Here is a 13,948-nt window from a genome sequence, read left to right as displayed (position 1 = left end):
TGCCGGTACCCGCCCGCCGGCCCACCCTTGGCGATCAAGCTTCGGTGACGGGCGCGTTGCGGAGGACCGAATCGGGCTCATAGCGGCTAGTGTTAGCTCAGAACGTTCGAGCCCCCCGGGGAGGTGGGACGTGGCACGCAGCGACGACGCGGACTCGCGCGCCGCACGGTGGGAGAAGGAGGCCCACGATCTCTCCACGCAGGTCGCGTTCCTTCAAGAGGAACTCGCTCTGGTGCGGCGCAAGTTGACCGAAAGCCCCCGACACGTCCGGCAGCTCGAAGAGCGGCTGGCAGCCACCCAGGCGCAGTTGGCGCGGCTGACCGAGAACAACGAACGGCTCGTGAGCACCCTGAAGGAAGCTCGCGCGCAGATCGTGACGCTCAAGGAGGAGATCGACCGTCTCGCCCAGCCCCCCAGTGGCTACGGCGTCTTCCTGGCCCGGCACGACGACGGCACGGTCGACGTCTTCACCGGCGGGCGCAAGCTGCGCGTGGCCGTCTCCCCCTCGCTGGACGTGGGCGAGCTGCGGCGCGGCCAGGAGGTCCTGCTCAACGACGCGCTCAACATCGTCGACGCGTTCGGCTACGAGCGGGTCGGCGAGGTGGTCATGCTCAAGGAGGTGCTGGCGGGCCCCGACGGTGCCCCGGGTGACCGGGCGCTGGTGGTCTCGCACTCCGACGAGGAGCGGATCGTGCACCTGGCCGAGACCCTGATCGGCAGCGCGATCCGGGCCGGCGACTCGCTCATGATCGAACCGCGGTCGGCGTACGCGTACGAGCGGATCCCCAAGAGCGAGGTCGAGGAACTGGTCCTGGAGGAGGTGCCGGACGTCGGCTACACCGACATCGGCGGCCTCCACTCGCAGATCGAGCAGATCCGGGACGCGGTGGAACTGCCGTTCCTGCACGCCGACCTGTTCCGGGAGCACCAGCTGCGCCCGCCGAAGGGGATCCTGCTCTACGGCCCGCCCGGTTGCGGCAAGACGCTGATCGCGAAGGCGGTCGCCAACTCGCTGGCGAAGAAGATCGCCGAGCGGCGGGGCGAGGAGAAGCACACCAGCTTCTTCCTCAACATCAAGGGCCCCGAGCTGCTCAACAAGTACGTCGGCGAGACCGAGCGGCACATCCGGCTGATCTTCCAGCGGGCCCGGGAGAAGGCCGGCGAGGGCACCCCGGTCATCGTCTTCTTCGACGAGATGGACTCGGTCTTCCGTACCCGCGGCTCCGGTGTCTCCTCCGACGTGGAGAACACCATCGTTCCGCAGCTGCTCAGCGAGATCGACGGCGTGGAGGGGCTGGAGAACGTCATCGTCATCGGCGCCTCCAACCGGGAGGACATGATCGACCCGGCCATCCTGCGCCCGGGCCGGCTCGACGTGAAGATCAAGATCGAGCGTCCGGACGCCGAGGCGGCCAAGGACATCTTCTCCAAGTACATCCTCGCCGGGTTGCCGCTGCACCCCGACGACCTCACCGAGCACGGCGGCAGCGCCGATGCCACGGTCGCCGCCATGATCGACGCGGTGGTGCTCCGGATGTACTCGGAGACCGAGGAGAACCGCTTCCTGGAGGTCACCTACGCCAACGGTGACAAGGAAGTGCTCTACTTCAAGGACTTCAACTCCGGCGCGATGATCCAGAACATCGTCGACCGGGGCAAGAAGATGGCCATCAAGGAGTTCCTCACCTCCGGCCGCAAGGGGCTGCGCCTGCAGCACCTGCTCGACGCCTGCGTCGACGAGTTCCGCGAGAACGAGGACCTGCCCAACACCACGAACCCGGACGACTGGGCCCGCATCTCCGGTAAGAAGGGCGAGCGGATCGTCTACATCCGTACGCTCGTCTCCGGCGGCAAGGGCGCCGAGGCCGGCCGCTCCATCGAGACCGCGAGCAACACCGGCCAGTACCTCTGACCGTACGCGCCACCAGGGCCCGTGACGCCATGCGTCACGGGCCCTGCGCGTACACTCCACATTGGCCGCGAGGCCGGTCTCTGCCGGCAACTGCGGAGCCTCTCCGCCTACTTCGCCAAGGATCCCGCGTGTCCGTCGAGCAGAGCGCAGTCGCGCCGCCGGTCACCTCGACCCCGACCACCAGCCCCGCCCCGCCGGACTACCGGCGCCGGTGGATCGTCGCGCTGGCCGGGCTGGCCGCAGCCTGGCTCCTGCCGCTCGCCGCGGTCGCCGCCGACGCCCGCTGGGTGCTTCCCCCGCTGGTGCTGCTCGCCACCGCCAGCCTGCTGCGCGGCGGCCGTACCCTGCTGGACCGCCTGCTGCTCGCCACCGTCCTGCTGGTCGGCCTCACCACCGCCGCCGGCCTGCTCTTCGCCGTCTGGCCCTGGGGGATGGCCCCGGTTCCGGTCACCGGCACCGGCCTGACCATCCTCGTGCTGGCCGCCCTGGCCACCGGCCGGCGCCCCACCCTGCCGCGCCCCGCCTGGGCCGACCTGTTTCCCGTCCTGGGCACCGCCGCGCTCGTCGGGTACCTCGCCCAGCCCCTGCTGCGCGCCGGCGACCTCGCCGGTCGGCTCACCATCCTTACCCGCGGCGAGGACTACCTGCGCCACCTCAGCCTGGTCGACGTCATCGGCCGGCACGGCGGCTACGTCTTCCTCGATTCGGACGCCGTCCGCGACCAGCTGCTCTCCCTGCTCGTCCACTACCCGCAGGGCTGGCACCTGCTGGTCGCCCTGCTCGACGGCCACCTCACCCCGGCCGGCACCGCGCCGGGCGGCCCCGACGCGGTGCAGCCCTTCCTCTGGTGGAACATCGCCGGCTTCGGCCTGTTCGTGCTCACCCTGCTCTGGGCCGCCCACCGTCTGCCCGGCCCGCTGCACCCGCTGAGCCGGGGGGTGCTCACCGTCGTCGTCGGCGCCCTCGTCCTCGGCAGCCAGCTGCCCCGGCTGCTGTGGTCCGGCTACCCCACCGAGACGATCGGGCTGGCCCTCACCGTCGTGCTCGCCGCCATCGTCGCCCGGCCGCTCCCCGCGCCACGAGAGCACCTCCTGCTGCTCGGCGTCCTGCTCGTCGGCATCGGCTACACCTACTACCTGTTCCTGCCCGCCGCGGTCGTGCTCGTGCTCGGTGCCCTGCTGGTGCACCGGCACGCGATGGTCCGGGCCCGCCGCACCGCGCTGGCCGTCGGCCTGGCCACCGTCGTCCTCGCCCCGGTGCCGATCCTGCTCGGCGTGTTCCGCGCCAACCAGACCGAGGCGCTCACCGCCACCGTCGGACCGGACCTCACCGAGACCTGGCTCGCCTTCGGTGGCCTCGGTGCCCTCGTCGTACCGGCCCTGCTCTGGCACGCCGTACGCATCGGCCGCCGTGACCCCGCCTGGCGACGCTGGCTGTTCGTCCTACTGGTCAGCGGGTTGTTCACCGCGGCCGTCGGGCAGGCCAGCGTCGGCCTCGGCGGCGAACTCGGCTACTACTTCAACAAGGCCGGCCACCTCACCACCGTGCTGCTCATCGGGGGCGCCGGCGCCGTGGTGCGGCTGCTGCCCGCGCCGCGCCGTGGCCGTCCGATCCGTACCCTCACGGCCGGCCTCACCGCCGTGACCGTGGCCGCCGCGATCGTGCTGTTCGGCGGTGTCACCGGCTGGCACCGCAGCCTGCTCGTCGTCGGACCGCAGACCTGGGCGCAGCGCTGGGTGCACCAGCAGGTCGACCAGCCCAACCGGGCGGCCGTAGTGTGCGACCAGGTCAACCGCGCGTACCCGGCCGTCGACGGGGTCACCACGCTCGTCCTCGACTACGCCAGCACGTACCGCTCCTACCTGGAGAACATCTGCGTCTCGACGTTGCAGGGCACCACCGCCCAGACCGAGGCCGCCATCTACGGGCTGATCTTCGCCGAGCCGGGTCGGACCTGGCAGATGCTGCACGCGGTGCCCGGCGAGATCCGGCTGGTCGTCGTCGATCCCGCCGCGCGCAGCCGGGTCAACAAGCTGCTGCGTTCCACCCCGGAAGTGCGCGACCGGGTCACCATCGTGACCATGTTCGTCGACCAGCCGCGAGACTGACCGGCGCGACCCGCCAGCTCCGACCGCACCGCCACGCCCCCTCTGGGCCCGACCGCCGACTACGCTCGACGTGACGGGGGACCGGTCGGGCAAGCGAAGCGGGTAGGTCGATGAGCGTAAGACGGATCATGGGCACCGAGGTCGAGTACGGCATCTCCGTGCCGGGCCAGGCCGGAGCCAACCCGATGGTCACCTCGTCCCAGGTGGTGAACGCCTACGGCGCCCGCCCGGAACTGAACCGCGGTGGTCGGGCGCGCTGGGACTACGAGGAAGAGTCGCCACTGCGCGACGCCCGGGGCTTCACCTACTCCGGAGCCGCGTACGACCCGGCCGAGGCGCTCGCCGACGAGGATCTCGGGCTGGCCAACGTGATCCTGACCAACGGGGCGCGGCTCTACGTCGACCACGCCCACCCCGAATACTCCACCCCTGAGGTGACCAACCCGCGGGACCTCGTCCGCTGGGACAAGGCGGGGGAGCGGGTGATGGCGGAGGCGGCGCGGCGGGCCGCCACCATTCCCGGCACGGCGCCGATCCACCTCTACAAGAACAACACCGACAACAAGGGCGCCAGCTACGGCGCGCACGAGAACTACCTGATGCGCCGGCAGACGCCGTTCGCCGACATCGTGGCGTACCTGACCCCGTTCTTCGTGACCCGGCAGATCGTCTGCGGCGCCGGGCGGGTCGGCATCGGCCAGGACGGCGGCCAGAGCGGCTTCCAGATTTCTCAGCGGGCCGACTTCTTCGAGGTCGAGGTCGGTCTGGAGACCACCCTCAAGCGGCCGATCATCAACACCCGCGACGAGCCGCACGCCGACGCGGACAAGTACCGCCGGCTGCACGTCATCATCGGCGACGCCAACCTGTCGGAGATCTCCACCTATCTGAAGGTGGGCACCACCGCACTGATCCTCACCATGATCGAGGAGAAGGCGCTCGGCTCTGACCTCGGTATCGCCGACCCGGTCGGCGAGTTGCGCGCGGTCAGCCACGACCCGTCCCTGACCCACCGGATGCGGCTGCGCGACGGGCGGCGGTTGACCGCGCTGGACGTGCAGTGGGCGTACCTGGAACGGGTGCGGGCGTTCGTGGACGACCGCTACGGTAGCGACGTCGACGAGCAGACCGCCGACGTGCTGGACCGGTGGGAGGCCGTACTGGACCGGCTCGGGCGCGATGTCATGCTCTGCGCCGACGAGCTGGACTGGGTGGCCAAGCTGCGGCTGCTGGAGGGCTACCGGGACCGGGAGAAGCTCGGCTGGGGCTCGCACAAGCTCCAGCTGGTCGACCTGCAGTACTCCGACGTACGTCCGGAGAAGGGCCTCTACCACCGGCTGGTCTCCCGCGGCGCGATGAAGACGCTGCTGTCCGACGACGAGACGCGTACCGCGATGACCGAGCCGCCCGAGGACACCCGCGCCTACTTCCGGGGCCGCTGCCTGGCGCAGTACGCCTCCGAGGTGGTCGCCGCCAGCTGGGACTCGGTCATCTTCGACGTCGGCCGCGAGTCGCTGGTTCGGGTGCCGATGATGGAGCCGGAGCGCGGCACCAAGCGGCACGTCGGGATGCTGTTCGACCGCTGTGCCAGCGCCAAGGATCTGCTGGAGACGCTGACCGGCGGCTGAGCCGGCAGTCGGGTGCCGCCCGGCAGCTGACCCGTGCCGAAATCTGCCGCCGCGCGCCGGTCCTGGTACGGGCGCGCGGCGGGCGATTCGTCGCCCCCGCGAGGTAAGTTCATCGCAGGGAGATCGTGGAGGAGGCAACAGTGGCCACTCGTGACAGCGGCGGTCAGTCGCAGACGGGCAAGTCCCGTCAGGGCGAGGAAGTCGAGGACGTCACCGTCGAGGCGAACCCGGAGGTCGCCGAGCGGCACGCCGAGATCACCGAGGATGTGGACGATCTGCTCGACGAGATCGACTCCGTCCTGGAGGAGAACGCCGAAGAGTTTGTCAGAGGCTATGTCCAGAAAGGTGGAGAGTAGGGTATATGTCCGTTTCGCCCCCTTGGGGGTGGGCGCGGCATGCCCGCAGTGCCAGCACGGACTGCCCCACCGAATTTCACCTGACCGCCGCCGGCAGGACAGGTCCGTCCACGACCACAAGCGGATCGGGTCTGCGGTGACCCCGATCCGGAACATGTGGACCACGATCATCGCACCGGGTGGGTGCGCGGGATAATCTGCTTCAACTGCAACGGTGGTCTTGGCCAGTTCCGCGACAGTCCAACGAGGCTGGCCAGGGCCATCACGTACCTGAGAGGAACCACGTGGCAGCGGGCTTTGATCCATCCGGGCGTCTACCAGATGTGTTCACCAACGCGGGGACGTCCTCCTTCACCACGTTCCTGAGCAAGGTGGCCCCCGAGATGCTGCCCGGCCGCCGGCCGCTGCCTCCGGGCCTGGCCGCCGACCTGGCCCCGCACGCCACCACGATCGTGGCCATCTCCGCCGCCGGCGGCGTGGTGATGGCCGGCGACCGGCGGGCCACCATGGGCAACCTGATCGCCCAGCGGGACATCGAGAAGGTGCACCCGGCCGACGCGTACTCGTTGGTGGGCATCGCCGGCACCGCCGGCATCGGCATCGAGCTGATGCGACTGTTCCAGGTGGAGCTGGAGCATTACGAGAAGATGGAAGGCGCGATGCTCTCGCTCGACGCCAAGGCCAACCGGCTCGCCTCGATGGTGCGGGGCAACCTCGGCGCGGCGATGCAGGGGCTGGCGGTGATCCCGCTGTTCGCCGGCTTCGACCTGGCCGCGAGGGACCCGGCGCGGGCCGGGCGGATCTTCAGCTTCGACGTCACCGGCGGCCCCTACGAGGAGACCGGCTACGACGCGATCGGCTCCGGCTCGCTGTTCGCCAAGTCGGCGCTGAAGAAGCGGTTCCGGGCCGGGCTGTCCGTCGACGACGCGGTGCGGCTGGCGGTGGAGGCGCTCTACGACGCGGCCGACGACGACACGGCGACCGGTGGGCCCGACCTGAGCCGGCGGATCTTCCCGGTGGTGATGGCCGCGACCGCGGAGGGGACGTACCGGCTGACCGACGCGGAGACGGCCGCGATCGGCGAGAGCGTGGTCGCCGGCCGGATGGAGAACCCGGGCGGCTGAGCCGCCCCGCCCGCACCTGACCGCAGTTCCCCAGCACAGCGCCCGAAGGAGAGCCGCCGCCGTGGCCATGCAGTTCTACGCCTCGCCCGAACAGATCATGCGCGACCGTTCCGAGTTGGCCCGCAAGGGCATCGCCCGGGGGCGCAGCGCGGTGGTCCTGAGCTACGCCGGCGGGGTCCTCTTCGTCGCGGAGAACCTCTCCAGCACCCTGCACAAGGTCAGTGAGATCTACGACCGGATCGGCTTCGCCGGGGTGGGGCGGTACAACGAGTTCGAGAACCTGCGCCGGGCCGGGGTGCGGATGGCCGACCTGAACGGCCTTAGCTACGACCGGCGGGACGTCACCGGTCTGGCGCTGGCCAACGCGTTCGCGCAGACCCTCGGCGCCATCTTCACCGAGCAGTCGAAGCCGTTCGAGGTGGAGATCTGCTTGGCCGAGGTGGGCGCGTCGCCGGAGGAGGACGCGCTGTACCGCCTCACCTACGACGGGTCGGTGAACGACGAGCCGGGCCGGATGGCGATGGGTGGCCAGGCCGACGCCATCGCCGGGGTGCTCAAGTCGAACCACCGGCCGGACATGTCGCTCGGCGACGCGGTGAAGGTGGCGGTGCAGGCGCTGGGCAGCGTTGGCGGGGAGGGTGGCGCCGCCCGGGCGATCGCCGCGAACCAGATGGAGGTGGCGATCCTGGACCGCAACCGGGTCGGTCGTAGCTTCCGGCGGATCACCGGGGCGGCGCTGACCGCGCTGCTCGACGGCGGCGCGGCGGGTGAGGCCGAGGCGGAGGCGGAGGGTGACCGGGCGAGGACCCCGACCACGCCGACCGAGGAGGCGCACAAGCCGACCACCTCGGCCGGTTCTGCCGACCTGGAGGACAAGCCGGGCGACAAGCCCGAGGCCTGACCTTCCGCCGCCCGGGATCGACGGCCCGGGAGTCATCCGGCGCCCGACAGCTGCTGCTGTCGGGCGCCCGCGTCTTTCTCCGACGCCGGCTGCGACCTTCGCCACTGTCGGGGGTGGCGCTTGCCGGCTAACGCTGTTAGCCTTCGGTGGAGGCTAACGGCGTTAGCTGCGAGAGGATGGTCATCGGGATGAGCAGTACGACGGTTTCCGGCACCGGCCAGGTGGTCGCTTCGTCGACGGCGGGGCGGATCGGGCGGGTACTGATGTGGGTGGCGGCTGCCAGCGCCGCCGCGGCCGCGGCGAGCGCCGTCGGCGTCGTGGTCGAGTCCGAGGCCGCGGTACGGGTGGTCGAGACCTGGCGGGCGTACGGGCTGGTGGTCTTCGCCGGGCTGTTCGCGCTGCTCGCCTGGCGTCCGCAGGCTTACCGGGGGGTGTGGGAGCTGGTGATCTTCCACAAGCTGGCGTTGACGGTCACCGCGGTCGGGTACGCCGTGGCCGGGGACGTGCCGGGTGCCGGCCAGATCCTGGTCTGGGACGGTGGCCTGTCGGTGCTGCTGGTCGTGGCCTACCTGCTCTGTCGCGGGTGGCGGTCCGGAGCGCGCGGGTCGCGAGCGTGACGTGAATCGGCGCGAGGAGATCATCGACGTGGCGCAGCGGCTGCTGGAGGCCGAGGGGCCGGAGAGCCTCACCATGCGCCGGCTCGCCGACGAACTCGGGATTCAGGCGCCGTCGTTGTACAAGCACGTGGCGGGCAAGCCGGAGATCGAGGCGGCGCTGCAACAACGCGCGCTCCGGCGGCTCGCCGAGGCGCTGGCCGGGACGACCGACCTGGCCACGCTGGCGGCGGGGTACCGGCGGTGGGCGCTGGCGCATCCCCGGCTCTACGAGCTCAGCACCCGGCAGCCCCTCGCGCGGGACCGGCTGGAGGCGGGCGTCGAGGCGGAGGCCGCCGCCGCCCTCCTTCGGTTGACCGACGGAGACCTGCCCACCGCGCGGGCGATCTGGGGCATGGCGCACGGCCTGGTCGACCTCGAACTCGCCGGCCGTTTCCCGCCCGGCGCCGACCTGGACGCGGTGTGGCAGCAGGCCGTCGCCACCTTCGCCACGGCGCCGGCCTCCCGGGCGCGGCACGCGTCGGGCGCGGCCGGCCGCACCGACCCGGGTGCGCCCGAGGGCCGGGCGAGCGGGTAGCGCGGCTCCGGTCAGCGGCGCGCCAGCAGCGGCCGGACCAGGGCCCACCAACCGGCGGCGACGGCGTTGAACACGCCCATGCCGGGGGGTGTGTCCACGTTCGACGGGGCCACCCGGGCGGTCATCAGGTGGGCGAGGGCCGCGTCGCCGACGGTGCGTTCGGCCTGCAACCGCCGGCGGCGGGCCCGCACCCAGCCCCGGTTGCGCCACAGCCAGGCCCAGCCGCGCGCCTTCTGCCGCCCCCAGCCGCCGGCCAACGCGGCGGCGAGCATGGCGGCCTCGGTGAGCAGCAGCATCGGCGCCAGCAGCGCCAGCGTCCGGCCCTGATACGCGGTGAGCAAGGTGATCAGGCGATTGCGCTCGACCAGGTAGAGCTTGAGGTCGTTGCGGGAGAACTCGTAGTGGTGGCGCACCACGGCGTCCGGCACGTACGCCAGCCGTAGCCCGCGCTGCCACAGCCGCAGGCTGAGTTCGGTGTCCTCGTGGTAGGCGAAGTACTCGGCCGGGAAGCCGCCGAGTTCCGTCCAGCGCTGCCGGCTGATCACGAAACAGCAACCGCTCAGCGACGGCACGTCGGTGCGCCGGGCGTGGGCGCTGGCCGGCTCGCCGTTGCCGCCGGCCCAGGACAGGCCGGTGAAGTGCAGCGGGTTGCCGGATGTGTTGATCAGGTCGGAGTCGTGGGCGAGCCGGATGGAGGCCATCGCGGCGCCGACGCCCGGTTCGGCGGCCACCGTGACGACCTTCGCCAGGGCGTCGGGGGTCACGATCGCGTCGGAGTTGACGAAGGCCAGCCAGTCGCCGGTGGCCTCGGTGGCCCCGAGGTTGCAGCCGCCGGAGTAGCCCGTGTTCTCCTCCGGCCGGATCACCCGTACGCCGGGCAGACCCTTGACCACGTCGATGCCGTCGCCGGTGCAGCCGTTGTCGACCACGACCAGTTCGATGTCGACGCCGGTGCTGGCCAGCACGGCCTGCGCGGCGTCGACCAGCCAGGGCTCGGTGCCGTAGGCGAGCATGACCGCGGTCAGGCGTGGGCTCATCGGGTCCCTCCGGGGGCGGCCGCGGGCACGGTGGCCGCGACGGGCGGGGTCGGCGCGGCAGTGCGGCGGCGGCGCAGCAGGGCGGCCATGACCGCGGCCACCACCAGGGAGCCCACGGTGTAGCCGAGTTCGACCCGCAGCGCGACGGGCAGCGGGGCCAGGGTCGCGACGGCCAGCGCGGCGACGCCGGCGGTCCAGGCCACCGCCTGCGCGTGGTGCCGGTCGCGGGCCAGCAGCGACTGGCCGAGGACCATCGCCCACAGGTACGCCAGGGTGGCCAGGGCGAGCCAGGCGAAGTCGCCGTGGCCGAGAACGTCGGGGGCGTCGAAGAGGGCCCGGACGAGCCATGGACCGAGCAGGACGGCCAGCAGCCCGCCGCCGGCACCCAGTGCGGTGACGACCGCCAGGGCCCGGCGCAGCAGGGCGCCGAAGGCCGTGTCGTCGCCGGTGGCGGCGGCGGTGGACAGGCCGGGCAGCAGCGCGGCCTGCATCGACCCGAAGACGAACAGCGGGATGCGGACCAGCACGAGCGCGGACAGCAACGCCCCGGCGGTGGCGACGTCGGACGGGGCGAGCAGCCGTACGTTGATCACGCCGACGTTGACCACGACCTGCGAGAGCAGGCTGGAGACGGTGAGCAGCGCCAGCCCGCGCAGCAGCGACGGCCAGGGCACCGCCACCCCGCCGCCGGCCGACCGGGCCACCGGCGTGGCGGTCAGCGCGACGGCCAGCAGGGGCGCGACGACCAGCACCAGCGCGTACGCCACGGGTGAGTCGACGCCGGCGATGGCGAGCGCGGCGACCAGGCCGATGCGCAGCCCGCCGTCGATGCCGAGTTGACTGCCGTACCAGCCGAACAGTCGCAGCCCGGAGAGCACTCCGCGGGTGGTGTGCGCCACGGCCAGCGCGGCCAGCGCCCCGGCGAGCACCGCCACCATGGCGCGGTCGCCGTCGAAGAGGCGGTCGGCGAGGATGTCGGCGGTGCCGACGGTGACCAGCAGGAGCAGGCCCAGCACGACGGCGGCGACGGCGGCGCTGCGAGCCAGCACCGGGCCGGGCGGCAGCCCGCGGGTACGGCGGGCCGCGACCAGCCGGGCCACCTCCTGCTCGACCGGGAGGAACACGCCGATGCCGACGGTGAACACGACGGACCACAGCACCGACAGCGACGAGTAGTCGCCGGCGTCGAGGCTGTGCCCGGCGACCGCGAGGTGGACGTACGAGGCCAGCCCGACCAGGGCCAGCCCCGCGCCGACCACGAGGGTGCCGGGCGGGACGAGGCGGAGCAGGCGGCGCATCACCGGCGGATGAGCGCCAGGGTGAGCACGGCCAGCGCGCGGCCCAGGTAGATCATCGCCTTGGCGGGGGAGTGGCTGGGGGTGCCCGCCATCCGGCGCCGCATCGCCACCGGGACCTGCTGGATCCGGTAACCGCGGCGGGCGGCGTGCACCAGCGTCTCGACCGTGTCGCCGAGGTACTCGGCGGGGTACCAGCGGGCGAACATCTCGATCATGCGCCGGTTGGCGGCACGGAAGCCGGAGGTGGTGTCGGTCAGCGTGGTGCCGGCCAGGCCGGACAGCACCATCGACAGCATCCCCATCGCCCAGCGGCGTGGCCCGCGTACGGCGTACTCGCCCTCGCCGGCGAAGCGGGCCCCGATGACCAGGTCGTAGTCGTCGAGCAGGTCGACCAGCTTCGGCAGGTACCGGGGGTCGTGCTGCCCGTCGGCGTCGATCTGCACCGCGACGTCGTAGTCGTGGTCGTACGCGTAGCGGTAGCCCAGCCGCATCGCCCCGCCGACGCCGAGGTTGTACGGCAGGCGGGCGACCCGGGCGCCGGCGGCGACGGCGACGGCCGCGGTGCGGTCGGTGGAGCCGTCGTCGACGACCAGCACGTCCACGCCGGGCAGCTCGCCCCGGATCTCGCCGACCACGTCGGCGATGGAGCCGGCCTCGTTGAGCGCCGGGATGATGACCAGGAGTCGTTTGCCGTTAACCATCGCGGGACACCAGTTCCTGCCGCTCCGCCCGCTCCGCGCGATCCGCCTCGACCTCGGCGCGCAGCAGGGCGAACTCCTCGGCCAGCGTCCGGGTCTCCTCCTCCAGCCTGCTGACCTCCCAGCTGAGGTGGATGCAGACCAGCAGGAGGAAGACGATGCCGAGGAAGAGGACGAGACTGACCCCGGAGGCCACGCCGAGCAGGTCGGCGACGCCGTCGAGCAGCGTGGGGAACAGCGACAGCGGGATCACCACGAACAGCAGCCCGAGCCAGAGCATGCCGTACTTCTCCCGGAGCTGCCGCCGACGCAGCAGCTCGACGATCGTGGCCAGCAGGACCAGTCCGGTCAGGCCGGTGACGAGGGTGAGCTTCATGCGACCTTCCACGGGGAGGGTGGAGCGGCGGGGGCGAACGCGTCGACCAGCGTGTCGTGCCAGTCCGGCAGGGGCGACAGCCCGGCGGCGGCCCATCGGCCGTGCCCTAGCACACTGTACGCCGGTCGGTGGGCAGGACTCGGAAATCGGTCGCTGGTGGTTGGTCGGATCCGGTCCGGGTCGAGCCCGTGCAGGGCGAACACCGCCCGGGCAAGCCCGTACCAGGTGGTCTCGCCGGAGCAGGTGCCGTGGTAGACGCCGGGCGCGGCGCGTCCGGCCAGGGCCGCCTCGGCGAGCGCGACCAGCTGGTGGGCCAGCGCGTACGACCAGGTGGGCTGGCCGCGCTGGTCGTCGACGACGTCGAGGAACTCGCGCCGGTCGGCCAGGCCGATCATGGTGCTGACGAAGTTGCGGCCGTGGGCGCCGTAGAGCCAGGCGGTGCGCACCACGTACCCGGCGTCGGGCAGCAGCCGGGCCACGGCCTGTTCTCCGACGAGCTTGCCGCGGCCGTACGCGTTGACCGGCGCGGTCGGCGCGTCCTCGCGGTACGGGGCGGTGGCGTCGCCGGGCAGGACGTAGTCGGTGGAGAGCTGGATCAGCCGGGCGCCGTGGGTGGCGCAGGCCTGGGCGAGGTTCGCCACCGCCTCGCCGTTGACCGCGGTGGCGGCGGCCTCGTGCTGCTCGGCGCCGTCGACGTCGGTCCACGCGGCGGCGTTGACCACCACGTCGTGGCCGGCGACGGCGGCATGCGCGGCGGCGGCATCGGTGATGTCGACCTCGGCCCGGGCAGCGGCGGTCACCGCGTGCTCCGGCTGCCCGGCGAGCACGTCGACCAGGTCGCGTCCGAGCATCCCGCCGGCCCCGGTCACCAGCACCTTCATCGGGCCGACTCCGCCTTGAGCGGCTGCCACCAGGCCCGGTTGTCCCGGTACCAGCGGACGGTGTCGGCCAGGCCGTCGTCGAGGGTGATGCTGGGGGTGTACCCCAGTTCCTGACTGATCTTCGTGATGTCCAGCGAGTAGCGGCGGTCGTGGCCCTTGCGGTCGGCCACCGGCACGACCTGCTCCCAGCCGACGCCGCACGCGCCGAGCAGCCGGGCGGTCAGTTCCTTGTTGGTCAGTTCGGTGCCGCCGCCGATGTGGTAGACCTCGCCGGCCCGGCCCTTCTGCTGCACCAGGGCGACGCCCCGGCAGTGGTCGTGCACGTGCAGCCAGTCCCGCACGTTGCCGCCGTCGCCGTAGAGCGGCACTGTGCCGCCGTCGAGCAGGTTGGTGACGAACAGCCCGGTCGCCACGGCAGACGGGCGACCCGGGGTCGAC

At 72.1% G+C, this 13,948-nt stretch carries 15 protein-coding genes; 9 read left to right on the top strand and 6 right to left on the bottom strand.

Annotated features, from left to right (window positions below; genetic code table 11):
* The first annotated feature begins 130 nt into the window (after positions 1–130).
* The 9 genes from arc (at position 131) to AB0M52_RS03165 (ending at position 9,220) form a co-directional block, all read left to right on the top strand.
* Positions 131–1,912, top strand: a complete 1,782-nt coding sequence (arc, locus tag AB0M52_RS03205) for a proteasome ATPase (RefSeq protein ID WP_111218211.1) — start codon at positions 131–133, stop codon at positions 1,910–1,912.
* A 128-nt stretch (positions 1,913–2,040) separates the two neighbouring features.
* Entirely contained in the window at positions 2,041–4,020 is a 1,980-nt protein-coding gene (locus AB0M52_RS03200) for a hypothetical protein (RefSeq protein ID WP_363948185.1), read from the top strand.
* Positions 4,021–4,130: 110 nt separating this feature from the next.
* Complete coding sequence (dop, locus tag AB0M52_RS03195) at positions 4,131–5,648, top strand: depupylase/deamidase Dop (protein WP_363948182.1); 1,518 nt, start codon at positions 4,131–4,133, stop codon at positions 5,646–5,648.
* 140 nt (positions 5,649–5,788) lie between these two features.
* Positions 5,789–6,004, top strand: a complete 216-nt coding sequence (locus AB0M52_RS03190) for a ubiquitin-like protein Pup (RefSeq protein WP_363948179.1) — start codon at positions 5,789–5,791, stop codon at positions 6,002–6,004.
* 156 nt (positions 6,005–6,160) lie between these two features.
* The gene (locus AB0M52_RS03185; RefSeq protein WP_363948176.1) at positions 6,161–6,370 is read left to right on the top strand and encodes an endonuclease domain-containing protein; all 210 of its coding nucleotides are present in this window, start codon (positions 6,161–6,163) and stop codon (positions 6,368–6,370) included.
* The gene (gene prcB / locus AB0M52_RS03180) at positions 6,289–7,128 is read left to right on the top strand and encodes a proteasome subunit beta (RefSeq protein WP_363948173.1); all 840 of its coding nucleotides are present in this window, start codon (positions 6,289–6,291) and stop codon (positions 7,126–7,128) included. Before AB0M52_RS03185 ends, prcB begins: the two co-directional genes overlap by 82 nt.
* A 61-nt stretch (positions 7,129–7,189) precedes the next feature.
* On the top strand, positions 7,190–8,029 hold the full coding sequence (gene prcA, locus AB0M52_RS03175) for a proteasome subunit alpha (RefSeq protein WP_363948171.1): 840 nt from the start codon (positions 7,190–7,192) through the stop codon (positions 8,027–8,029).
* A 188-nt stretch (positions 8,030–8,217) separates the two neighbouring features.
* Complete coding sequence (locus AB0M52_RS03170; protein WP_363948168.1) at positions 8,218–8,646, top strand: hypothetical protein; 429 nt, start codon at positions 8,218–8,220, stop codon at positions 8,644–8,646.
* Between the two features lies 1 nt (position 8,647).
* Complete coding sequence (locus tag AB0M52_RS03165; protein WP_363948165.1) at positions 8,648–9,220, top strand: WHG domain-containing protein; 573 nt, start codon at positions 8,648–8,650, stop codon at positions 9,218–9,220.
* An 11-nt stretch (positions 9,221–9,231) separates the two neighbouring features.
* Here AB0M52_RS03165 and AB0M52_RS03160 read toward each other — a convergent pair whose 3' ends face one another.
* The 6 genes from AB0M52_RS03160 to AB0M52_RS03135 all read right to left on the bottom strand — a co-directional run.
* Positions 9,232–10,257 (bottom strand): glycosyltransferase family 2 protein, encoded by a 1,026-nt coding sequence (locus AB0M52_RS03160; RefSeq protein WP_363948162.1) that lies wholly within the window; start codon positions 10,255–10,257, stop codon positions 9,232–9,234.
* Positions 10,254–11,555: a polysaccharide biosynthesis protein gene (locus AB0M52_RS03155; RefSeq protein ID WP_363948160.1), complete on the bottom strand. Its 1,302-nt coding sequence runs from the start codon at positions 11,553–11,555 to the stop codon at positions 10,254–10,256. Before AB0M52_RS03155 ends, AB0M52_RS03160 begins: the two co-directional genes overlap by 4 nt.
* Entirely contained in the window at positions 11,555–12,256 is a 702-nt protein-coding gene (locus AB0M52_RS03150; protein WP_363948157.1) for a glycosyltransferase family 2 protein, read from the bottom strand. Before AB0M52_RS03150 ends, AB0M52_RS03155 begins: the two co-directional genes overlap by 1 nt.
* Positions 12,249–12,629 (bottom strand): DUF2304 domain-containing protein, encoded by a 381-nt coding sequence (locus AB0M52_RS03145; protein ID WP_363948155.1) that lies wholly within the window; start codon positions 12,627–12,629, stop codon positions 12,249–12,251. The genes AB0M52_RS03150 and AB0M52_RS03145 overlap by 8 nt, the downstream gene beginning before the upstream one ends.
* Positions 12,626–13,510, bottom strand: coding sequence for a dTDP-4-dehydrorhamnose reductase (rfbD, locus tag AB0M52_RS03140; RefSeq protein WP_363948153.1), 885 nt, complete (start codon positions 13,508–13,510; stop codon positions 12,626–12,628). The genes AB0M52_RS03145 and rfbD overlap by 4 nt, the downstream gene beginning before the upstream one ends.
* Positions 13,507–13,948 (bottom strand): GDP-mannose 4,6-dehydratase (locus AB0M52_RS03135; RefSeq protein WP_363948150.1); only part of this gene is annotated, 442 nt, incomplete at its 5' end. The genes AB0M52_RS03135 and rfbD, both read right to left, overlap by 4 nt.

The sequence above is a fragment of the Micromonospora sp. NPDC051296 genome (assembly GCF_040682255.1).
Classification (GTDB): Bacteria; Actinomycetota; Actinomycetes; order Mycobacteriales; family Micromonosporaceae; genus Micromonospora; species Micromonospora craterilacus.
Note: the sequence above shows the minus strand (reverse complement) of the source record. Positions and strands in the feature narration are given on the sequence as shown.